At 63.4% G+C, this 21507-nt stretch carries 18 protein-coding genes; 11 read left to right on the forward strand and 7 right to left on the reverse strand.

Features of this window, described 5'->3' with window-relative positions; translation table 11 throughout:
• The first annotated feature begins 281 nt into the window (after window positions 1-281).
• From minC to minE, 3 genes are all read left to right on the forward strand, one after another.
• Window positions 282-1004, forward strand: a complete 723-nt coding sequence (gene minC / locus CO655_RS24300; protein WP_097667195.1) for a septum site-determining protein MinC — start codon at window positions 282-284, stop codon at window positions 1002-1004.
• Window positions 1005-1087: 83 nt separating this feature from the next.
• Complete coding sequence (gene minD / locus CO655_RS24305) at window positions 1088-1903, forward strand: septum site-determining protein MinD (RefSeq protein WP_016736745.1); 816 nt, start codon at window positions 1088-1090, stop codon at window positions 1901-1903.
• Window positions 1900-2160 carry a cell division topological specificity factor MinE gene (gene minE, locus CO655_RS24310; protein WP_012490694.1) on the forward strand — a complete coding sequence of 87 codons (261 nt, stop codon included), beginning with the start codon at window positions 1900-1902 and terminating at the stop codon, window positions 2158-2160. The genes minD and minE overlap by 4 nt, the downstream gene beginning before the upstream one ends.
• Before the next feature lie 257 nt (window positions 2161-2417).
• Here minE and CO655_RS24315 read toward each other — a convergent pair whose 3' ends face one another.
• The 3 genes from CO655_RS24315 to CO655_RS24325 all read right to left on the reverse strand — a co-directional run bounded on the left by CO655_RS24315 (window position 2418) and on the right by CO655_RS24325 (window position 5763).
• Window positions 2418-3449 carry an aldo/keto reductase gene (locus tag CO655_RS24315; RefSeq protein WP_097667148.1) on the reverse strand — a complete coding sequence of 344 codons (1032 nt, stop codon included), beginning with the start codon at window positions 3447-3449 and terminating at the stop codon, window positions 2418-2420.
• A 223-nt stretch (window positions 3450-3672) separates the two neighbouring features.
• Complete coding sequence (locus CO655_RS24320; RefSeq protein WP_097667149.1) at window positions 3673-4941, reverse strand: FAD-dependent oxidoreductase; 1269 nt, start codon at window positions 4939-4941, stop codon at window positions 3673-3675.
• Between the two features lie 309 nt (window positions 4942-5250).
• Window positions 5251-5763 (reverse strand): MarR family transcriptional regulator, encoded by a 513-nt coding sequence (locus CO655_RS24325; protein ID WP_097667150.1) that lies wholly within the window; start codon window positions 5761-5763, stop codon window positions 5251-5253.
• Here CO655_RS24325 and CO655_RS24330 point away from each other — a divergent pair, their 5' ends adjacent.
• The 6 genes from CO655_RS24330 to CO655_RS24360 all read left to right on the forward strand — a co-directional run bounded on the left by CO655_RS24330 (window position 5764) and on the right by CO655_RS24360 (window position 11135).
• Window positions 5764-6654, forward strand: coding sequence for a haloalkane dehalogenase (locus CO655_RS24330; RefSeq protein ID WP_245423901.1), 891 nt, complete (start codon window positions 5764-5766; stop codon window positions 6652-6654).
• A 108-nt stretch (window positions 6655-6762) separates the two neighbouring features.
• Window positions 6763-7743 (forward strand): 3'-5' exonuclease, encoded by a 981-nt coding sequence (locus CO655_RS24335; protein ID WP_097667152.1) that lies wholly within the window; start codon window positions 6763-6765, stop codon window positions 7741-7743.
• Window positions 7744-7927: 184 nt separating this feature from the next.
• Window positions 7928-8074 carry a DUF1127 domain-containing protein gene (locus tag CO655_RS24340; protein WP_010026285.1) on the forward strand — a complete coding sequence of 49 codons (147 nt, stop codon included), beginning with the start codon at window positions 7928-7930 and terminating at the stop codon, window positions 8072-8074.
• A gap of 593 nt (window positions 8075-8667) precedes the next feature.
• Window positions 8668-9504 carry a 5-dehydro-4-deoxy-D-glucuronate isomerase gene (kduI, locus tag CO655_RS24350; protein WP_097667154.1) on the forward strand — a complete coding sequence of 279 codons (837 nt, stop codon included), beginning with the start codon at window positions 8668-8670 and terminating at the stop codon, window positions 9502-9504.
• The gene (kduD, locus tag CO655_RS24355) at window positions 9501-10265 is read left to right on the forward strand and encodes a 2-dehydro-3-deoxy-D-gluconate 5-dehydrogenase KduD (protein ID WP_280953073.1); all 765 of its coding nucleotides are present in this window, start codon (window positions 9501-9503) and stop codon (window positions 10263-10265) included. The genes kduI and kduD overlap by 4 nt, the downstream gene beginning before the upstream one ends.
• 123 nt (window positions 10266-10388) lie before the next feature.
• Window positions 10389-11135 carry a FadR/GntR family transcriptional regulator gene (locus CO655_RS24360; RefSeq protein ID WP_097667155.1) on the forward strand — a complete coding sequence of 249 codons (747 nt, stop codon included), beginning with the start codon at window positions 10389-10391 and terminating at the stop codon, window positions 11133-11135.
• Between the two features lie 115 nt (window positions 11136-11250).
• On the opposite strand, the gene CO655_RS24365 is transcribed toward CO655_RS24360, so the two are convergent.
• Both CO655_RS24365 and CO655_RS24370 read right to left on the reverse strand, forming a co-directional pair.
• On the reverse strand, window positions 11251-14538 hold the full coding sequence (locus CO655_RS24365; RefSeq protein ID WP_097667156.1) for a cellobiose phosphorylase: 3288 nt from the start codon (window positions 14536-14538) through the stop codon (window positions 11251-11253).
• Window positions 14539-14755: 217 nt separating this feature from the next.
• On the reverse strand, window positions 14756-15664 hold the full coding sequence (locus tag CO655_RS24370) for a flagellin (protein WP_010056808.1): 909 nt from the start codon (window positions 15662-15664) through the stop codon (window positions 14756-14758).
• 396 nt (window positions 15665-16060) lie between these two features.
• On the opposite strand from CO655_RS24370, the gene CO655_RS24375 reads away from it, so the two are divergent.
• Window positions 16061-18082 (forward strand): beta-N-acetylhexosaminidase, encoded by a 2022-nt coding sequence (locus CO655_RS24375; RefSeq protein ID WP_097667157.1) that lies wholly within the window; start codon window positions 16061-16063, stop codon window positions 18080-18082.
• 113 nt (window positions 18083-18195) lie between these two features.
• Here CO655_RS24375 and CO655_RS24380 read toward each other — a convergent pair whose 3' ends face one another.
• A complete protein-coding gene (locus tag CO655_RS24380; protein ID WP_097608690.1) occupies window positions 18196-18936 on the reverse strand; it encodes an AraC family transcriptional regulator in 741 nt (246 codons plus the stop codon).
• A 277-nt stretch (window positions 18937-19213) separates the two neighbouring features.
• Here CO655_RS24380 and CO655_RS24385 point away from each other — a divergent pair, with 277 nt between their 5' ends.
• Window positions 19214-20224 carry a DMT family transporter gene (locus CO655_RS24385; protein WP_097667158.1) on the forward strand — a complete coding sequence of 337 codons (1011 nt, stop codon included), beginning with the start codon at window positions 19214-19216 and terminating at the stop codon, window positions 20222-20224.
• Window positions 20225-20295: 71 nt separating this feature from the next.
• Here the strand turns inward: CO655_RS24385 and CO655_RS24390 are convergent, their stop codons facing one another.
• Window positions 20296-21498 (reverse strand): ROK family transcriptional regulator, encoded by a 1203-nt coding sequence (locus CO655_RS24390; RefSeq protein ID WP_097667159.1) that lies wholly within the window; start codon window positions 21496-21498, stop codon window positions 20296-20298.
• Between the last annotated feature and the right edge of the window lie 9 nt (window positions 21499-21507).

Genomic DNA, 21507 nt, shown 5'->3' on the forward strand with positions numbered 1-21507 from the left:
AGCCCCGGAAGCTACGCCTCCGAACGCATGGGCTGAGTCGCCGAGAGGTTAACGCGGCGGCAAGAATCTCGATCATGCCGTCGATGAGATCGTCGGCAACGGATCTTCATTCCGGCCATATATGAGGATTATTCATTCTTTGCATAAATGTGAGTTTATTCAATTAGTTAGATAAATTCATCAACGGAATGCGGCCCCGTCACGTTAGGGAATATCGAGGCCGCGTTAACTTTTTGTTAACCATGTCAGCGGTAGACATGGTCAACGATTTCTTCACACAGATGACCAAAGTGCTAACAGACGCTCGCTCTATCCGCATCAAGGGCCGCTCCTTCCTGGCCGTCATGTTGTCTCCGGACCTTCCTTTCGATGATTGGCTGGCGAGGCTCGACGATCTGGCCGCGCGTTCGGCCGGGTTCTTCCTCGGACGCCCGGTTGTTCTCGACCTGACGGACCTGCAAATCGACAAGCCGCAGCTGAAGGAGCTCATTGCCGAGCTTGCCAAGCGCAATGTCAGCATCATGGGCATCGAAGGCGCTCGGCCGTCCCTTCTCGGCTCCGGCATGCCGCCGGCGCTCAAAGGCGGCCGCTCGGCTTCCGACATCGAGGTTCAGACGAGTGATCCGGTCGAATCGTCGAGTAAGCCGGCGGCTCCCGAGATCCGCCCGGCAACGACGCAATCGATCGTCATTCGCGAGCCGGTGCGCTCCGGGCAATCGGTGATCTTTCCGGAAGGCGACGTCACCATTGTCGGGTCGGTCGCCTCAGGCGCCGAGGTCATCGCCGGCGGTTCGGTGCATATCTACGGGGCGCTGCGCGGCCGCGCCATGGCGGGCTCGATCGGCAACGCCTCGGCACGGATCTTCTGCCGCAAGCTCGAGGCCGAGCTGGTCGCAATCGACGGCATCTACAAAATGGCGGAAGACATGGCGCCCAATCTTCGCGGACAGGCTGTTCAGCTCTGGCTCGAAGACGATGCGATCATGGCGGAAAAACTGATCTGACTACGGTCCGCGCGTCTTCAAAAGACGCGCAAAGGACGCGGCGCAACACTTTGAATTACTGCGGCACGGCAAAGGAGAGAGAAATGGGGAAAGTGATCGTCGTCACGTCAGGCAAGGGCGGGGTCGGAAAGACGACCTCGACGGCCGCATTGGGAGCGGCGCTGGCGCAACGCAATGAAAAGGTCGTCGTCGTCGACTTCGACGTCGGCCTGCGCAATCTCGACCTGGTGATGGGGGCCGAACGCCGGGTCGTCTACGACCTGATCAACGTCATCCAGGGCGACGCCAAGCTCACCCAGGCGCTGATCCGCGACAAGCGACTGGAGACGCTGTTCCTGCTGCCGGCGTCCCAGACGCGCGACAAGGACAATCTGACGGCCGAGGGCGTCGAGCGCGTCATCAACGATCTGAAGCGCTATTTCGACTGGATCATCTGCGACAGCCCCGCCGGCATCGAACGCGGCGCGACACTTGCCATGCGCCATGCCGATGTCGCCGTCGTCGTCACCAACCCGGAAGTGTCGTCGGTGCGCGATTCCGACCGCATCATCGGCTTGCTCGATGCCAAGACCGCCAAAGCCGAACGCGGCGAGCGGATGGAAAAGCACCTGCTGCTGACCCGCTACGACGCCAACCGCGCCGAACGCGGCGACATGCTGAAGGTCGACGACGTGCTGGAAATCCTCTCCATCCCGCTGCTCGGCATCGTGCCGGAAAGCATGGATGTGTTGCGCGCCTCCAACGTCGGTGCGCCGGTCACGCTGGCCGAAAGCCGCAGCCCGGCCGCCATGGCCTATTTCGATGCCGCCCGCCGGCTCGCCGGCGAGACCCTGCCGATGGCCATCCCCGAGGAAAAGCGCAATATTTTCGGCAAACTTTTCGGACGGAGGGCGGCATGAATATTTTCCGTCTCTTCAACAAGCAAAGAACCGCGCCCGCCGCCCGTGAACGCCTGCAGGTGCTTCTCGCCCACGAGCGCGCCTCGGCAGGATCGGACCTGGTCACCCTGCTGCGCGAGGAAATCCTTGCGGTGATCGCCAAGCACGTCGAACTCGACCACGACAAGGTGCAGGTGACGATCGACCGCAACGAATTTGTCTCGACGCTCGAGATCGACGTCGAAATCCCGCTGAACGCGGCCGTACAGGCCGCTTGAGGGTAAAGACACGCTTATCTCGTTGCCCTGAAGATACGAAAGCCGCCATAGAACATGGCAGCTCAGTTGATGGCAACCTTGCTCTCCCCGACGTCATCCTCGGCCTTGTGCCGAGGATCTGCTGCCCTATCGACCGGGGGCAGATGCTCGGACAAGCCCGAGCACGACGAAATGAGGGCTTGGCCGACCTTGCCAGCAGTCTGAGCCGCCATGGAAAACATGGCGGCTTTTTGCGTCGATCTTTCCGGCCGAAAGGCTCAGCGGCCGCCCTCGATCTTGCGGTGGCGCTGGGCGATGCCGCCCTTGCCATAGGGATAATCGAGAGACTGCGGCGCACTGACCTCGTTCAGCCTGGCCATCTCTTCCTTGGAAAGCTCGACCTTCATGGCGGCGAGATTGTCGGCGAGCTGTTCGGGCGTGCGGGCACCGAGAATGACCGAGGTGACGGCCGGCTGCGCCGCCGTCCAGGCGAGCGCCACCTGCGCCATGCTGGCGCCGCGGGCCCTGGCGATCTCCTCAACCGCGCCGATGATCGCCCAGGTGCGTTCCTGGGCATTGCGCGGCGCATAGGATTCGCTGCCGCGATTGGGGTTCTCGCCGAGGCGGGTGGCGCCGGTCGGCATCTCGTCGCGCTTGTACTTGCCGGTCAGCCAGCCGCCGCCGAGCGGCGACCATGGCAAGAGGCCCATGCCGGCATCCTGGCAGGCGGCGACGATTTCGAGCTCGATGTCGCGGGCGAGCAGGCTGTATTGCGGCTGCAGCGTCACCGGCCGCGTATAACCGCGCGCCTTGGCGATCTCCGACGCCTTGGCGATGTGCCAGCCGACATAGTTGGAGAAGCCGTAATAGCCGATCTTGCCTGATGAAACCGCATCGTCGAGGAAGCGCAGCGTCTCTTCGATCGGCGTCAGCGCGTCCCAGGCATGCATCTGGTAGAGATCGATCTGTTCGAGGCCGAGGCGGCGCAGCGAATCGTCGAGCGCCTGGCCGAGATGCCGGCGCGACAGGCCGATATCGTTGGGTCCATTGCCCATCGGAAACCGGCCCTTGGTGGCGACGATCGCCTGGCGGGCCTCGGTCGGGCGCGCCTTCAGCCAGCGGCCGATGATCTCTTCCGACTTGCCGGCGCTATAGACATCGGCGGTATCGATGAAATTGCCGCCCCAAGCGAAATAATCGTCGAGCAGCTTGTGCGAGGCCGTCTCGTCGGCCTCCGCGCCGAAGGTCATGGTGCCCAGGCAATAGGCGGTGACGACGGCCCCGCTGGGACCGAGCTTGCGATAATCCATTTATTCCTCCTCATGCGGATACCCGCAGCCGACGCGCAAAATCGCCGGGGTAGAAGCCGGGGCTTCCGCAATCCAATGACAATATCGAGCTTGAGGCGGCCGCTGCCGCCGGATGACGTATGGCGCCCTGGGCTCATCCAGCGCAGGGGCGAGGGCAGCATAACCAATCCCGCCTGTGCCACAAGTGGGAAAACATATTCCCGCCTGCCGCGCAGCCGGCGACCTATGCTTTTCGCGAAAGCGATTCGGCAATCAGATCGGCCGCGGCGATGCCGGTCTCATAGGCGCCGTGCGCCGTCGAATAACGCGTGCGCGAACAGGCTTCGCCGGCAAAGAAGATCCGTCCGTCATGCGGTGCGGCGAGGAGCCCGCGCAGATCGGAGGCGCCGGATTCGGCATAGGAATAGGAGCCGCCGATATGGGGGGCAGCGGCCCAGGCCGAGATCGCGGCCACCGACAATTGCTTGCGGATATCGGCGCCGAATTCTGCCGCCAGTTCATCTCCAGCGAAGGCGAAGGCGGCCACTTTTCCCTCCCGCTCCAGATCGTGCGCGAGGTCGCCGGCAAAATAGGCTTCGACGACAGGAGCGCCGAGCGGCCGGAGTTGATAGGTGCCGGTCGCAGCACGGCTGACGGAGCCGAGCATATGGGTATCGGCCGGCAGCGCCTCCGGATGGGCGAGCCTGAGGAAGAGCTTGTCGGCAAGCCCGAGCGGCAGGCGCGCCGCCGCCTCGACCTTCTCGGTCAAGGGAGGGTCGAAGACGATCCTGCCCGTGGCAAGCATATTCGTGGAAACGGTCACCAGCACCGCACGGGCGCTGAGCCCACCCTGGTTCGTCTCGATGCCGACACCGCCGGCAGGGCGGTGGTTTAAACGCGTGACCTCGACGCCGAGCCTTGCCGGAACCGGCCTGCCATAGAGCGAGATCAAGGTTCCGTAGCCCTGGCGCACCCGCCAATCGGGGCCGGGGCCGGGGTCGTATCTGGTGTAGTCGACGACCGATGAGCGTTCCAGCTCGGCGCCGGTGATATAGGTGCCGATCGCCCGGATCTGGCCGTTCCAGGGATTGCCGGGTTCGAGCATCGCGGCCAGATCGGTGTCATCGCCTTCGTGATTGTCGAGCCGTTCGAAATAGGCGCCGATCGCTTCCTGGGCGGCCTGGGTTTCCGCATCGTCGCGCTGCAGCCGCCGGCCGCCGTTCCAGGGCGCCGGTGTGCGATCGACCGTCAATCCGACCGCGTCGGCAAGACCGGTCCAGGCATTGGTCCGCGCCCCGTGCAGCCAGCCGCAGCCGAGATCGAGCGCGATATCGGATGCTCCCGGCAGCCCGACCGACCAGGCGCGGCCGCCGAGACGATCGCCGGCTTCCAGAAGCAGGATCGAAAGATCCGGGCGGATCGCCTGCAGGTGCCGGGCGGCGGCAATGCCGGCGGCGCCGGCGCCGATGATGACGACGTCCTGTTCGACACCCCTACCGTTGTCACCAGGCATGCATTCTCCTTGGCCGCATGACGGCGAAGCCCTACGCCAGCCTCCTTTGCCATAGATGCGGCCTGCTCTGCCGGCACAGGGCAATCCTTGCAGGAGGATGCCGGCCCTTGATCAAACAGCTAAGCCTCATATTCCTGAAACGCAAGCGGCGAACGACCGGCCATTGCGGACCGATCGCGCAGCAACTGGACCGATCCGGCAAACGCGTAACCCTGGGCTTTTCCGCCTCTGCGCCGCCAAGACCGGCGCAAGCCGGCGCCGTTCCTCCGACCCCGTGCAAAGGGTCGTCCTCAGGGCAGTTCGGCTGGGCTATTGCAGCTGTTCCAGCAGCCGTCGAAGCGCTGTACGCAGATCCTCCATCTGCTGCTGGCTGGTCAACTCAGCCCAGCTTTCATCCACTTGCCGGCCCGCCGCCACCGCTACCGGCCTGACCCCCTGGCCTTTTTCCGTCAGAAATACCAGACGGCCGCGCCTATCGTTCGGATCGGGCCGGCGCTCGACGTAACCTAAGCGCTCGAGTTCTTCCACGGCCTGCGCCATCGTCTGCTTACGGACACGGGCGAGCTTGGTAAGCTCGCTGACCTGGATGCCCTCAGGCCGTGCGAACGTGAAGACATTGGCATGCGGCGGGCGGATATCTCCGTAGCCAGCTTCATCGAGTGCCGCTTCGACTGCCTGTGTCCAATGCTGATGAACCAGACGCAACAACAGGCCAAGGGAAGAAGACGACATGAAACCCCGCGCAGCGATATAGACAGTTACCTGTCTATAAGATAAATGGACAGCTGCCTGCCTATACACGCCAAAAGCGCGGAGCTCCATATGCCGACCATCGATATTCTCGCCTCGTTCATCTCCTACGAGGAATTGGGGGAGGGCGGCCCGATCGTTTTCCTTCACGGCAACCCCACCTCATCGCATCTCTGGCGAAACATCATGCCCGCCATCGGACCCGGCCGCTGCCTCGCGCCCGATCTCATCGGCATGGGACGCTCCGGCAAACCGGACATCGGCTATCGCTATGGCGATCACATCGCCTATCTTGATGCCTGGTTCGATGCGCTGGCGCTCGACGACGTCGTACTCGTCGGCCACGACTGGGGCGGTGCGCTGGCATTCGACTGGGCTTCACGCCACGTCGAACGGGTGCGCGGCATCGCCTTCATGGAAACCATCCTGCGGCCGATGAGCTGGGAGGATCTGCCAGGCGGCGGAAAGGCGCGTTATGAACTGTTGCGAGGCGCTGGAACCGGCGAGGCCAAGGTCCTCGATGAAAATTTCTTCATCGAACAGGCCTTGCGCGCGACCACACTGAAAGGGCTCAGCGATGCCGACTGGGATGTGTACCGCGCACCCTATCCGGACCGCGACAGCCGTCGCCCGCTGCTGGAATGGCCACGCGCCACGCCGATCAACGGCGAGCCGGCCGATGTAGTCGCCAGGATCGAAGCCTATGACCGCTGGCTTTCCACCAGTCCCGAGGCTGCCAAGCTGCTCCTGACCTTCGACGGGCCGCCCGAAACGCTGTTGATCGGTAGCGAGATGATTTCGTGGTGTCGTGACAACATCGCCGGGTTGGAGATTCGAGGTTGCGGGCCGGCGCGCCATATTGCCCCCGAAGACCAGCCCGAGGCCATTGCCGCCGAAATTAAAAGCTGGATCGACCGGAAGGGGCTCAGATCAGCGCATCGGCGCATCGCGTCTCACGCATGAAGATCTTCGACGGGGGCGTCAGCGGGCGGCGCCTAGTCAAAGTGACGGGCAGCGACGCGCGTGCCGCGCGCGGTGGATTAAACCGCGTCTCCGTGACATACAGGTCCGATGAGCGTGCAGAGAGATTCGCAACTCGACATGTTTGCCAAGCCGTCGCCGGCAGTCGCCAAGGCGCGCGCTCCCTCGCGCCGGCCGCTGTCGCAGTCGGCCGCCAGTACCGATGAGGACATGGCGCGCACTCTTGAAGAAAGCGGCAACTATCGCATCCTGCGGAAACTGACAGCCCGGCCGATCGCAACGGTCAGACGGCCGGAATTTTCGCGGCTCGGCGTCATTCTCGATACGGAGACGACCGGTCTCAATCACCGCAACGACGAGATCATCGAAATCGGCGCCGTTGCCTTCACGTTCGACGACGACGGCGCGATTGGCGATATCGTCGGCATCTATGGCGGCCTGCAACAGCCGTCGCGGCCGATACCGCCGGAGATTACCCGGCTGACGGGGATCACCGATGCGATGGTCGAAGGCCAGGTCATCGATATGAGGTCGTTGAGCGCCCTGATCGAGCCGGCCGATCTGATCATCGCCCACAATGCCGGTTTCGACCGGCCGTTCTGCGAGGCCTTCTCCAGGATTTTCGCCGGCAAGGCCTGGGCATGCTCGGTGTCGGAAATCGATTGGAGCGCACGCGGCTTCGAGGGCACCAAACTCGGTTATCTCGTCGGCCAGGCCGGTTATTTCCATGAGGGCCATCGCGCGGTGGACGATTGCCACGCGCTCCTGGAAATCCTCGACCGACAGCACGGTGAGGGTGAAAGCCCGTTTGCCGAGATCTACCGGGCCAGCCAGCGCTCGCGCATCCGCATCTTTGCCGAACACAGCCCGTTCGAAATGAAGGACCATCTGAAGGCGAGGGGCTATCGCTGGTCTGACGGAAGCGACGGCCGCCTGAAGTCCTGGTGGATCGAAGTCGGCGAAGACGACCTCGGTGACGAACTCTCCTATCTGCGCGCGGAAATCTACCGATGGAGAGAGGCGGATCCGCCGACCGTGCGGCTGACGGCCTTCGATCGTTTCAAACTCTGACCGCGAAGCGGTTCGGATCCTGAACTAACCCCTCCCGACACGACCCATGCAAAGGCCGCATAGGTGCAGTGATGCATTGGCGCTGCAACAATCGCGCGTCTCATATTACATACGGCTCATCGAAGCGAACGAAGCTCCAAGGACTGGCAGCTAGGCTTCGAAAGCCCACGGAAAGGGGATCATCATGAACGTAGCACGCTCTTTCAACAATTGGCGCAAGTACCGTCAGACGGTCGCTGAACTGGGCCGTATGACCACGCGCGAACTGGACGACCTCGGCATCGGCCGCGGCGAAATCCGCAACATCGCCCGTGCAGCCATCGGCCGCTAACGGCCTCACAGACGACCATCTTCGAGCCTTGCCCAGCGCCTGCTTCTCCCGAGCGGGCGCTTTGCTTTTGCGGTGCCTGCCAGCCATGAGCATTTCGCATAATGCATGGCTGCCTTGCAAAGAAATGCCTATCAACTGGGCATAAAATAAGTATGATTATTTCTATCGAAGCGATGCATCTCCTCCCGCATCCCTTCGATATGCAGGCGCCCATCCTCCTCCCAAGGTCGCCTGCGGGAACGACAGCACTCCTCCTCCCAGCTGTCGTTCGGTTCTTTTCGAAAAGCCTGCCGCACCTCCTCCCGCGGCAGGCTTTTTCGTTTTGGCCACCGGACCACGCCGAGAGCGGCCGCTTGCGATGGGGATGTCGTCATCAATCCCAGGCAAACTCTCCTGTCTGTTCTCAGCTCTGCTTGAATGCTCCTGCCGCCTCGCCTGTCTTTAAGGCAAGCACGGACAAAGCTGTTGACACCGAACTTGTCGTACAACTATGTAACCAGACGGATACCACCGCAGCGGAAAACCGTCTGATATGACCAGCTTTCCGCAATAGCGCTACCGCCTGACGACAATGAAGCTGAAGGAAAATTGACATGCAGATCGACGTGAGACACGCCTCCCACCCCGAGGCCGTGCGCGGTTACGACACCGAAACGCTGCGGCGTCACTTTCTGGTGGAAACCATCTTCGAAGGCGGCGAAATCCGGCTGACCTATTCCCATTACGACCGCATGGTCATCGGCGGCGCCACGCCGCTCGGCAGCGGGCTGACGCTGACGGCGCCGACGGCGATCGGACAGGAAACCTTCCTTGCCGAGCGTGAACTCGGCGCGCTGAACATCGGCGGCGCCGGCCGCATCATCGTCGACGGCACCAGCTACGATCTTGCCAAATATGATTGCCTCTACGCCGGCAAGGGCGCAAAGGACGTCAGGTTCGAAAGCGCGGATGCCGCCAATCCAGCCAAATTCTATCTGATCTCGACGCCGGCGCATCAGACGCATCCGACGGTGTTGCTCACCCGCGAAAAGGCCCGCCACCTGACGCCGGGTGAAGCCGCGACGGCCAACAAGCGGTCGATCTACCAGTTCATCCATCCTGAGGTTTGCCAGTCCTGCCAGCTGACCCTCGGCTTCACCATGATCGAAGCCGGCAGCGTCTGGAACACCATGCCGGCCCACACGCATGACCGGCGCATGGAAGCCTATCTCTATTTCGATCTCGAAGCCGAGCAGCGCGTCTTCCACTTCATGGGCGAGCCGCAGCAGACCCGGCATATGCTGGTCGCCAACGAGCAGGCGGTCATCTCGCCGCCCTGGTCGATCCATTCCGGCGCCGGCACCAAGAATTACAGCTTCATCTGGGCGATGGCCGGCGACAACAAGAGCTTCACCGACATGGACCATATCGCCATTGCGGATCTGAGGTGAGCGCCGTGGCCAATCCCTTCGATCTTTCCGGCAAGACGGCCGTCGTCACCGGCGCCAATACCGGCATCGGCCAGGCCATCGCGGCCGCGCTCGCCGCGGCCGGCGCCTCGATCGTCGCCGTCGGGCGTTCCTCGATGGACGAAACCGAAGCATTGGTGAAGGAAGCGGGCAGCCGCTTCCATGTCATCAAGGCCGATCTCGGCACGATCGAACCGGTCAAAGGGATCGTCGCCGAGGCCATCCAGACCTTCGGCGGCCTCGACATCCTCGTTAACAATGCCGGCATCATCCGCCGTGCCGATGCGCTCGACTTCACTGAGGAAGATTGGGACGCAGTGATCGACGTCAACCTGAAGACGGCCTTCTTCCTGTCGCAGGCGGCCGGCCGCCATATGGTCGACAAGGGCAGGGGCAAGATCATCAACATCGCCTCGCTGCTGTCCTTCCAGGGCGGCATCCGCATCCCCTCCTATACCGCCTCGAAAAGCGGGCTTGCCGGCCTGACCAAGCTGCTTGCCTGCGAATGGGCCGGCAAGGGCGTCAACGTCAACGCCATCGCGCCGGGTTACTTCGTCACCAACAATACGACGGCACTGCGCGAGGATCCGGACCGCAATGCCGCTATTCTCGCCCGTATTCCGGCCGGGCGTTGGGGGAAGCCCGATGAACTCGGCGGTGCGGCCGTCTTCCTGGCATCGTCGGCATCCGACTATGTGCATGGGACGGTGCTGCCGGTCGATGGCGGCTGGCTGGCGCGGTGATCCGCGTCGCCGGTCCCGAGCACAGCCGCCAGGCCGCGCGTCGTTTTTGCCTTTCCCGGCGGCGTGCGTTAGCAAAGGGATAGCGGCTGGTGCCGCCGCCTCGAAGGCAGGATTTCGATCTGGATGACGGACAAGGACAACGCGCTCTTCACCACCAGTCGCCAGCCGCCGAACCTGCGCAGCGGCCTTGCCGACACGCTGATGGCGCAGATCGAATCCGGCGACTTGAAGCCCGGCCAGCGCCTGCCGACCGAGCAGGCGATCATGGCGGCAACCGGCGTCAGCCGGACGATCGTGCGCGAGGCGCTCGCCACGCTGCGCGCCAAAGGCCTGATCACCACGCATCAGGGCCTGGGGGCTTTCGTTTCGAACGATCCCAACCCGCGCTCCTTCTCCATCATTCCCAACGACCTGCAGTCGATCGATGAGGTGCTGCGTGTGCTGGAGCTGCGCATCGGGGTCGAATATGAAGCCGCCGGTCTTGCCGCGCTGCGGCGCACGCCGGAAGACATCGATCGTATGCAGGATCGTCTAGACGCCCTCGACAAAGCACTGGAAAAGGGCGGATACGGCGCACAGGAAGATTACGCCTTCCACCGGTCGATCCTGGTCGCGACGCAAAATTCCTATTACAGCCGCCTCTTCGACACGTTCGGCGACATCATGGTGCCGCGCCAATGGGCGCGCCTCGACAAGATGACCAGCTTCGAGCGCAAGCGCCATGCCGCCCGCATGCGCCGGGAACACCACGCCATCTTCGCGGCGATCCGCGACGGCAACGAAGCGGCCGCGCGCCGCGCCATCCGCAGCCACCTGTCGAAGAGTGCGGCGCGCTTCGAAGAGCTGCGCGACGCGAGTAGAACAGGATGATTTTAGGCCGGCCGGCCTAAAATCTGAATCCTGTTCTAAATTAAAGAGTTAGAGCATGATGTCGTCCGAAAACCGCTCACACTTTTCGGCATCATGCTCTGGCCTTTCCTGAATTTCAAATTTGCGGCTTCGGCTTCATCAACCGCCGCCAGGCGGCATGATCGGTCCGCAGATCGACGGCGGCGTGCGCCGCCGGCAGCAGCGGTTTGCGGCTGCGCCGGCCGAAGCGTCGTTTGAAGCCCAGGATGTTTTCCACGAAACTCCTGGTGTAGAGGCCCGGCCCGCTCGAATAGATGCGCCATCCGCCGTCGACGGCGACCTTTCCGGCCTTGACGCGCGCCCAATCATCCGCCGCCTGATAGCGATCAGGGAAGGCCGCGTCGCTGCTGCTGAAATAGGTATTGCGCTGGCGCAGCGACGCCTGCGGCAAGGCCGCGGTGACGGCGATCGGATTGACGACGGCGATCGCCTCCCAGAGCGCGTCGGCCGCTCCGTCCAGGGCAAGCGTTTCGCAATAACGCAGATGCGCATGCACATACATCAGCCCGATCTCGCGGCCGAAGAAGGAGGAGGATTCGGCCCGGCGGAACAGCGTTTCAGGCCCGCCGGCGTAGGTCGCGGGCTTTTCCATCAGCCGCACGCCGTCGGGGAAAAGCAGATGCTCCTCGATCAGCCGCATATGATCGCGCCGCTGCGCCGGCGTGAACAGCTTGCCGAGCATCGCCTGGGTCATCGCGATCAGCGAGAAGGAGAGGCCGGTGCGCGTGTCGCTCGGATGCAGCAGCAATTCGACGCCGTCATGGGCCGGGTCGAAAATGCCATAGCCGGCAACGATGCCGTCCCGCACCAGATGGCGGTTGAAATCCCGGCGCATCGCCATGGCGCTCTTCCTCAGGGCCTTGGCTCTCTCGCCAAGGCCGAGACGGCGCAGGATGGCGGAATAACGGACGATCTGCTCGTAGAGCAGGGCGACGGTCCAGCTGCTGACCATCCAGTCGCGCAGATGCGGATCGGCCGGCTGCAGGGAATCGTTCCAGTCGCCCTCGCCATAACGGATCAGATGGGTTCCCGGGATGAAACGCTCGCGGACGGTATCGAGCAGCTTCTCGACATGGATGGCGATGGTGTCGGTCTCCGGCGCCTTCTGCATGGTCTTTTCATCGCGCCAGGACACCTTCTCGTCGAGAATGGCGAGATCGCCGGTCGCTTCGATATAGTCGCACAGCGCCTTCAACGGCCAGACGACGATATCGCCGTGGCAGTCGCCCGCCCGGATGTTGGCATAGGGCTCCAGCATGAACCATTGCGGCCAGTCGCCTTTTTCCAGGTACTGTTCGCTGAAGACGGTTTTCAGCACTTGCTTGGCCTCGCGGTCATGCTCATAGGCGAGCAGGAATTCGATCGGCCCCTGGCAGGCGTCGCGCGTGCCCCAGGCCGCCCCCGTATATTGTTCAAGTCCATGCGGCACGCTCAGATGCACGATGGCGTCATGGGCAAGCCAGGGCAGGAGGGTCGCCTGGGCGGCAAGATCGGGCGAAGCGCTGTCGATCCGCATGCCGCGCACGGCGTTGCGCCAGAATGTCGATGCCGGCGCGAGCATCGCTTCGTCGCTGACGCCTGCCTCATACCGTTGCGCCAGCCGCTCGGCGTCTTCAGCATCGGTCATCGAACCGACGACGGCGAAGGAGAGGGCCTGCGTCGGCCGGGAGCGCAGCGCCACGAAAGCGCCGTCGCGCGCGAGGCCATCGCTATAGAGCAGCTCGTCGCCGCCGATCTCGTCGATGGCATCGGGCGTCGAACTGACCAGCCAATAGACGGCATCGGGGTAACGCCCGCCCCAGAGCCAGGCGGGGTCGGGCCGGAAGGCGACGCGTTTGCGCGCGGGGTCGAAGTCGATCTGCCCGCCGGCATCATATTCGCGCTCGCCGAGCACGATATGACCGAAGACCAGGAAGCGGCACGGCTTGCCCTCGACGGAGAGGCTCCATTGCATCGCCGCATCCTCGCCGGAGGCGACGGCCGTCACGATGATCGTCTGCTCCGGGCATTGATAGATCCAGCGGCAGTCGCTCAAACCCATCTCGAAAGCCGACGGCACCGCCAGAAGCTGCCAGCCCGCGCCGACATCCGCCATGATGCGCAGTCCGCTGGCGCGCGTCAGATTGTAGGGATCGCGCGAGACGGAAAAGAGCTTGTGGAAGGACGTGTTGCCGATCGTCAGCTGCGCGGCAAAAATGCCCTGCATCCAGCAGGTGGCGGCGAGTGTGGCATCATCCAGCAGCATGTTCTGGCCGCTTCGGACGATCGCACCGTGGCGGCGCGCGACGACGAGTTCCTTGTCGCGCAGCACGACATGGCGGTTGAGCGCACCGTCCGGCACGAAAAACGATAGCAGTTTTCCGTGGCCGCGCTCTTCCAGGCTCCGCTCGGGATAGAGCCGGGCGATCGCCTTTTTATCCAGCGTCTCAACCTCCAACAGAGGCGCGTCCTGGAGCAGGCTGCGAACCGGTGCTGCCGCCTCTCGCTCGACGGCCGCATCGTCCGGCAGCGCGATGCCGTCGAGCCGCGAAAGATCGGCATCGCTCGACGCCTCGGGATGATCGGCGGCGAACAGGGCAAAGAAAGTCGCCGTCGCGCCTTCTGGTGCGACCGACAGCGATCGCGATTGAACGGCAGGGCAGGCGGTCTCCTGCTGCCGCCGTTCGCTCGGCAGCGGCGTGCCGAAAGCGCCGACCAGCAGGTCGTCGAGCCGGCCCTTTGCCTGCACCAGCTGGATCGCATCGGTGGCATAGGCGACAGCCCCGTCGAGGCAGCCTTGCGCCAGCCAGGGGTTGCGGCCGCCCGACTGTTTGAGATTTTGCCGGTTTATCACGACGCAGCCATAGGCCTCGTGCTCGGCAATGTGGTGATCGACATATTGCGAGGCATAGGCCTCGCTGTTCATCAGAAAGCCGCGGTCGCCGAGGCCGACATCCTGGACCAGCACCAGATCCGCCGGCAGCGTTCCCTCTTTCAGATGTCGGATCGAGGCACGCCAGAACCATGCCGTTTCGGAGGGATGAAGCGCGAGGCGGACGTCATAGGCGATATCGCCTGTCTTGCCGCTCCACGAGAAGCTCGTCGCATCATAGGCGAAACTGCCTTTGGCACGGGGGCCGACGATCTCGACGACATCGGGGCGGGCGCCGCCGACGCGCAGATAAAGGCGGCCGATGCCGCCGATGAGCGGCGAGCCCTGGATCTGGTTGATCTGCATCGATCCCTTGTCGTCGGCATAGTCGATGGCAAACAGCGTCCCGTTCGGCAGCGCCGATATCGACAGGCCGGAACGGTTGCTGATCGCAAAGAGCCCAAGCTCTTCGCGTCGGGGCATTTGCAAGCTGCGCGTCCGGTTGGGGGCCATGGAGATCTCGTCGATGAGTGCCAGAGGGGAATCAGAGGATGGCGCAAAAAGAGTGAGAGAAATCTTACCGGTGATCGGCAGATCGACAAGGTCTCGTGAAATGGCGGCTCCATGCCAGAAATGCGACCGAGCCTGGCCGGAAGGCCAGGCTCGGGGTTCGATCAGCGAATGTGGTCCGGGCGTTCTATGCGCCCGGCTCCCTTTGCATCGACCAGAATTAGCCGCGGAACAGCGACAGGATGTTCTGGGACGACGAATTCGCGATCGACAGCGACTGGATCGCCAGCTGTTGCTGCGTCTGCAAGGCCGACAGCTTGCTCGATTCCTCCTCCATATCGGCATCGACCAGCCGGCCGACGCCCGAGTCGATCGAATCCGAAAGCGCACTGACGAAGTCTTCCTGCAGTTCGATGCGGGTCGAGATCGAACCCAATTGCGCACCGGCCGAGGTCATCGCCGACAGCGCCGATTCGATGGTCGACAGCGCCGACTGGATCTGACCGGTGGTAAAGTCGGTAATGTCGAGCGAGTAAACGGAATCGCCGTTTGCATCCGCCGTTCCGAGGATACCCGAGGAGGTTTCGATCGACCCGCTGCTCATGCCGAACAGCACATTGCCGGCGGAGCTGGTGTCCAAAGCATATTCCGTCATCTTGACGGACACGGCGCCGGAGCCGTCGCGAACGAAGGACGAGACGACGCTTTTCGTGCCGCTCTCGCCGGCGACCCAGTTCTCACCGGAGAAGGACGCCGACTGGGCGATGCTCATCAGCTGCTCCTGCAGCTGGCTGATTTCTTCCTGGACCTTGGACTTGTCGACACCGTCTTCGGTGGCGGCCACGAGCTTGGCTTTGATCTCGTCGACGACGTCGATCGCACTTTCCATGGCCGTGTAAGCCGTATCGACCTTTGCTGCGCCGAGGCCAAGGGCGTCGGAGACGGCCGAAAGGGCCTTGTTGTCGGAGCGCATCGTGGTGGCGATCGACCAGTAGGCGGCGTTGTCGGATGCGGTGTCGACGCGATAACCGGTCGAAACGCTGTTCTGGGTCGATTCGAGGTTGGAGTTGATGCTGCGCAGCGTCTGAAGGGCAGCCATCGCGGAATTGTTCGTATTGATGCTCGTCATTGGAAATTCGCCTGATTCGGAAGTTGGACGGGTTGCATCCCGGGAACATCCGGGCCGTGGCGAGCAGCCTCATGCTTATCGACCCGTATCGGGCGGTCAATTCGCCATCGTTGGATCAATTATGGTACTTAAAGGTACCTTAATCGTTAACGCGCGGCGGCCGGCCGAAATTTTTTCCCGAATTGCGACACCTCGACCATGGGGCGCTTATCCTGTGATCGGCGGCCGGCATTGGCCCTGGGGTCGGCCGCCGAAATTCCGCATCGCCGATTGACGCCTCGGTGAAAAACCGACTATCAATATTAAATCAATTTGATTGACTTCAACCGCCATGCCGATCCCGGCGCCTGTGCCGGAACGCTCAAAAACCTGGTTTTCCCTCAAGGGAGAGTGATGATGTCGACACCGCGACCGAACGCCCTGCGGCTTGAAACCCTTTGGACCCCGCCTGCCGACGGCAAGGAATTCTCCTACGTCCTGCGCCTCAAGAACCTCGGCAGCGAACCGCTTTCGAATTTTTCCCTCTGCGTCAGCGGCCCGGGCCGCGTCGACCCCGCCGGGCGCGTCGAAGGCGCGACCGTTTCGCAGCGGCTTTCGAATTTCACCGAATTCCGGCCGCCGGCCGGTTTCGTGCTCGGCGCCGGCGAGACCTGGACAATCTCCGTCTATGCGCTGAGCTGGCAGTTCCGCCACTGGACGGACGGCGCGACGAGCGCCTATCTCGCGCTTTCCGATGGCAGCACCGTCGTGCTCGGCATCGAGCCGACGCGCTCTTCGGTCAGCAACGCGGCCCTGAAGCGCGGCGCCGAAATCTATCCGGTTCCCGCCAACGCACCGGTTCAGATTTCGGTCATCCCCTGGCCGAACCATGTCGCGGTCGCCTCCCGCCGTCCGCTGCCGGCCGGTTTTACGCCGCGGGCGCAGAGCACCGAAGGGGAGGCGGCGGCAAAAGGCTTCGCGGCGCTGGTCGACCATCTCTTCGCCGTCGAAGGCATCGTGCGTACCGAGGCGGAAGGCGCGGTGCCGGTCGTGCTGAAGGATGCCGCCGGCTTCGGCCCCGAAGCCTATCGGCTGAGCTTCGACGAGGAGACCCTGACGGTCGAGGCGAGCAGCCGCACCGGCTTTCTCTACGGCCTCGTCACGCTCGGTCAGATCTGGCGCGGCGCCAGGCTGCATCCCGGGGTCTTCCAGTTTCCCGGAGCCGGCGAGATCGTCGACGAGCCGGCGATGGGCTGGCGCGGCCTGCATCTCGATGTCGCTCGCCAGTTTTATGGCGCCGCCGAGGTCAAGAAGCTGCTGGCGGTGCTTGCCTGGAACAAGCTCAACCGCTTCCACTGGCACCTTTCCGACGACGAGGCCTGGCGCGTCGAGATCGACGCCTATCCCGCCCTGACCGAGATCGGCGCCTGGCGCGGCCACGGCCTTGCCGTGCCGCCGCTGCTCGGGTCGAGCCCGGCGCGGACGGGCGGCTACTATAGCAAAGCCGTCATCCGCGAGATCGTCGCCCAGGCGAAAAGCTTCGGCATCGAGATCGTACCGGAGATCGACATGCCCGGCCATTGCTACGCCATGCAGCAGGCGATACCGGAGCTGCGCGATCCGGCCGAGAAGGGCAGCTACTACTCCGTCCAGGGCTTTCCCGACAATTGCATCAACCCGGCCCGCGAGCAGACCTACGAGATCGTCGAGACCATTCTTTCCGAACTGATCGAGCTCTTTCCGTTCAAGGTCATCCATCTCGGCGCCGACGAGGTGCCGCTCGGCGCATGGTCCGGCTCGCCGGCAGCACTCGATCGCCTGCGCGCCGTCGCCGGCGACGCGGTTGCCGATGCCCATGCCAAGCGGCTGAACGTCGTCACCAATACGCATGGCGCCGACGACATTCACGGCTCGGGTGCGGCGATCCTGCAGGCGGAGTTCCTGGAGCGCGTGCAGCGTTTCCTAGCGGGTAAGGGCTGCATCACCGGCGGCTGGGAAGAGGCGGCGCATGGCGACGTCATCGACAAGGAGAAGAGCTATCTCTGCAGCTGGCGCAATGTCGAGGTCTCGGCCGAGCTTGCCGAACGCGGCTATCAAATGGTCGTCTGCCCCGGGCAGGTCTATTACCTCGACATGGCGCTGAGGCCGGACTGGGATGAGCCCGGCGCCAGCTGGGCGGGGAATTCGGATGCGGAAAAGCTCTACAACTTCGATCCGCTCAGTGGCTGGACGGCGGCGCAGAAGCAGCAGCTGCTCGGCATCCAGGCCTGCATCTGGTCGGAACCGATGACGGACCGCGCCGTTTTCGACCGCCTGGTTTTCCCGCGCATCTCGGGGCTTGCCGAAACCGGCTGGACGAAGCCGTCGGCCAAGTCCTGGGAGCGCTTCAAGGCGCTCGCAGGGCTGATGCCGCTGCTTTACGGGCTGCAGGAGTCGTAAGGCATGTCTCGCAAAAGTGTGCAGCGGTTTTGCGATAAAGACATGCGTAAAAGCAAAGACCTAAAGCGTGACAAGCGAATCTGAAAGATCGCGACACGCTTTAGCGCCGGCCTTCACTGTCGCTGCCGGTAGGCGGAGGGCGTGAGACCGGTGCCCAGCTTGAAGGCCCGTGTCAGGTGGCTTTGGCTGCTGAAGCCGCAGGCCGATGCGATCTGCGCGATCGGCTCCATGCCTGACAGCATCGATTTGGCGCGTTCGACACGCCGGTGCGCCACCCAGCCATGCGGCGACACACCAAAGCTTGCCCGGAACATCCGCTGAAAATGAAAGGCGCTGAGCTGCCCGATATCAGCCAGATCCTGCAAGCGGATCGTCTCACCGAGATGGGCCTCGATATAGTCCAGCGTTCGGCGGCGCACATGCGGCGCAAGCCCGCCGCTGATCGCGCGGGCGCGCATGCCTCCATAACGCGGATCGACGAAGAGATCGTTGATCGCCTGCGTCATTGCTTCTTCGGCCAGCAGATGACCGCCCGCCAACATCGCTTCCGTCATCTGCCGAAGCCTCAGCGCCAAAGCGGGGGCATCGGCAAAGGTCACTTCGGGAAGAGCCATGAGCCGCGCATCGCGGTCAAACGTCTCGGCAAACATCCGGCGCATCTGATCGTCGGGAACATAGAGATGGACGAATTCGAAGAAGTCGGTGATCTCCCATTCGGACGAATGCCCCTGCGGCATGATGCACAGCACACCAGGACGGCCGCGCGCGTCGGGGCCGCCATCCAGCCGACGCGTTCCGGCGCCGCCGCTCAGATAAAGACTGAACGTATGACCGTCCGGCCGCTCATAGCTCATCCGGTCATGCGCATTGCTCCAGATGGCGGCCGATCGCCCGAAACCCAGATCGATCGACTGTGACATCCGCGCCTTGGGAGAGGCGGACAAAAACCTGAATACCGAGAGGCGGCTATCCTTCACCAATTCTTTCCCACAGCTGGCCACGCGTTCAGGACAATACGAAGAGACGCCTGATATGGCGAGGGGGAAGTCCGGGCACATCGATTTCATAGCAAGAATCTGCAAGAGACCTGCTCACGGTTTGCCTATTCGTGGAGAAAACGAGGATTACTCCATGGCAAACGCCGTTCTTTTCATCGCGACCGTCCTGATATGGGGGACGACCTGGATCGCCATTGCGATGCAGGTCGGTCCCGTGCCGGTCCTGGTCTCGGTCTTTTACCGATTTGCGCTGGCAGCGGTGATCCTCGTCGCCATCCTGGCCGTCATGCGAAGGCTCAAGCTTCCTGCCTTGCGCGATCAACCTTTCATCCTTGCGCAAGCCCTCTGCCTGTTCAGCCTCAATTTCATCTGTTTCTACAACGCCGCCGCCTCGATCCCTTCAGGGCTGATCTCGGTGATCTTCTCGCTCGCGACGATCTACAATGCCGTCAATGCACGCCTCTTCTTCGGCGACCGCATAACAGGCCGCACGCTCTTCGCAGCGGCGCTCGGCGCAACCGGCCTTCTCCTGCTGTTCGGAGAGGAGGTTGTCGTCGATTTCGATATGGGCACGTTGAAAGGGATCGGGCTCGCAGCGCTCGGCACGCTGTTCTTCTCGCTCGGCAACATGGCATCGCGCCGCAACAGCGCGGCCGGAATCTCACCACTGACCGCCAATGCCTGGGGCATGACCTATGGCACGATCGTCCTCCTCGTCCTGATTGCCGTGACGCAGACGCCGATCGTGGCACCATCAGGCATCACCTATCTTGCCGCGCTGCTCTATCTCGCAGCCATCGGGTCGGTGATCGGTTTCACCACCTACCTGATGCTGGTGTCCCGCATCGGCTCCTCACGCGCGGCCTACGCCACCGTGCTGTTCCCGATCGTCGCCCTATCGCTGTCGACGGTGTTCGAGGGCTACCACTGGAGCGGCCTCAGCCTGATCGGCCTGGCACTGACGCTGCTCGGGAACGTGGTTATCTTTGCGCGCCCTCTCAAGAGGGCTGCCCCTCATCCGGCTGCCGCCACCTTCTCCCCGCCCGCGGGGAGAAGGGAAGATGCCGCAACCCCTCCGTCCCTCGCCAACGTCTCGCAGGGCACGTCCCCTCTCCCCGTCGTAACGGGGAGAGGGTTAGGGTGAGGGGCATATCCCGTGGCCGTTGACCTACTCTCTAAGCTAACGGGAAATCGTCAAAATATCGGCCAACCTTTTTAGCCGACCGGCTTCTGCAGCACGTCGAAGCGTGGATTGGTTTCGGAAAAGATCGGCAGGGCGGCGGCGCCGAGGATGGCGGTGTCCTGGCCGGTCATGCCGATCATCACACGCGGCACCGTCCGCTGCCGGCCGGGATCGATCGGATCGTGCAGCGGCTCCAGCCGTTCGGCGAGCCGGCGCATCAGCGATGGCGGCAGGCTGCCGCCGAGCACGATGGTCTCAGGATCGAAGGCGAGCTCGAGGAAATCGATGGTCTGCCGCAGCGGCTGGACGGCCTGGTCGAGCCAGGCGTCCAGACCGTCGCTGCCCCTTTCGATCAGCGCGTCGAGCGCGTCGGGCGACAGCTCGCCTGTATTGGCGATGCCCATGAATTCATAGGCGACCGACGGCGAGACATACCGATCGAGGCAGCCGCGTTTGCCGCAGCTGCAGAGCCTGCCATGCGGCTCGACGATGATATGGCCGATCTCGCCGGCATTGTTGCGGCTGCCCTTGTAGAGATGGCCGTCGAGGAACATGCCGGCGCCGATGCCGCCGCCGCCGGCCAGAAACAGATAGACGAAACTGGCGAGGCCGCGGGCGACACCGTGAAGGCGCTCGCCGATCGCGGCGGCCGTCGCATCGTTCTCGACCAGCACCGGCACGTTGAGCCGCTGTTCCAGCTCGCGGCCAACAGGAAAACCCTGCCAGCCGGGCAGGCTCTGCGGGCTGAGAGAGGTGGTGCCGCCCTCGGCATAACGGCCGGGCAGGGCGAGGCCGACGCCGAGCAGCCGCTCCTGGTCGAAGGCGAAGGCCTGCTTGAGATGCTCGACGATCGACTGGAGGACCGGCATCGCCCGCTGCGGATCGGGGTGTTCGACCTGGCGTTCGACGCGTGCGCAGACGGCGCCGGAGAGATCGGTCAGCACGCCGCTCGCCCGCTGGCGGCCAAGCTCGAGGCCGATCGAATAGGCGCCGGCCGGATTGATCGAATAGGGGATGATCGGCTGGCCGCGCGCCAGCTTCTGCGCCTCGGCGGCCACGAGCAGATGCGACCTTTCCAGTTCCTCGACGATATTCGACACCGTCTGGGGCGTCAGCGCCGTCATCCGGGCGATCGCCGCCCGCGACAGCGAACCGTGCGTGCGGATCAACTCGATCACCACCCGCCGATTGTGAGACTTGGCCTGCTCGAGATTCGTGCCGGAGATCGCCTTCATGTCGCCTTC

The organism is Rhizobium sp. M1, from assembly GCF_002531805.1.
GTDB lineage: Bacteria > Pseudomonadota > Alphaproteobacteria > Rhizobiales > Rhizobiaceae > Rhizobium > Rhizobium etli_C.

Coding starts and splice junctions, on each gene's coding strand:
- minC (WP_097667195.1), top strand. CDS start 282: ATGACCAAAGTGCTAACAGACGCTCGCTCTATCCGCATCAAGGGCCGC.
- minD (WP_016736745.1), top strand. CDS start 1,088: ATGGGGAAAGTGATCGTCGTCACGTCAGGCAAGGGCGGGGTCGGAAAG.
- minE (WP_012490694.1), top strand. CDS start 1,900: ATGAATATTTTCCGTCTCTTCAACAAGCAAAGAACCGCGCCCGCCGCC.
- CO655_RS24315 (WP_097667148.1), bottom strand. CDS start 3,449: ATGGATTATCGCAAGCTCGGTCCCAGCGGGGCCGTCGTCACCGCCTAT.
- CO655_RS24320 (WP_097667149.1), bottom strand. CDS start 4,941: ATGCCTGGTGACAACGGTAGGGGTGTCGAACAGGACGTCGTCATCATC.
- CO655_RS24325 (WP_097667150.1), bottom strand. CDS start 5,763: ATGGAGCTCCGCGCTTTTGGCGTGTATAGGCAGGCAGCTGTCCATTTA.
- CO655_RS24330 (WP_245423901.1), top strand. CDS start 5,764: ATGCCGACCATCGATATTCTCGCCTCGTTCATCTCCTACGAGGAATTG.
- CO655_RS24335 (WP_097667152.1), top strand. CDS start 6,763: ATGAGCGTGCAGAGAGATTCGCAACTCGACATGTTTGCCAAGCCGTCG.
- CO655_RS24340 (WP_010026285.1), top strand. CDS start 7,928: ATGAACGTAGCACGCTCTTTCAACAATTGGCGCAAGTACCGTCAGACG.
- kduI (WP_097667154.1), top strand. CDS start 8,668: ATGCAGATCGACGTGAGACACGCCTCCCACCCCGAGGCCGTGCGCGGT.
- CO655_RS24360 (WP_097667155.1), top strand. CDS start 10,389: ATGACGGACAAGGACAACGCGCTCTTCACCACCAGTCGCCAGCCGCCG.
- CO655_RS24365 (WP_097667156.1), bottom strand. CDS start 14,538: ATGGCCCCCAACCGGACGCGCAGCTTGCAAATGCCCCGACGCGAAGAG.
- CO655_RS24370 (WP_010056808.1), bottom strand. CDS start 15,664: ATGACGAGCATCAATACGAACAATTCCGCGATGGCTGCCCTTCAGACG.
- CO655_RS24375 (WP_097667157.1), top strand. CDS start 16,061: ATGTCGACACCGCGACCGAACGCCCTGCGGCTTGAAACCCTTTGGACC.
- CO655_RS24380 (WP_097608690.1), bottom strand. CDS start 18,936: ATGAGCTATGAGCGGCCGGACGGTCATACGTTCAGTCTTTATCTGAGC.
- CO655_RS24385 (WP_097667158.1), top strand. CDS start 19,214: ATGGCAAACGCCGTTCTTTTCATCGCGACCGTCCTGATATGGGGGACG.
- CO655_RS24390 (WP_097667159.1), bottom strand. CDS start 21,498: ATGAAGGCGATCTCCGGCACGAATCTCGAGCAGGCCAAGTCTCACAAT.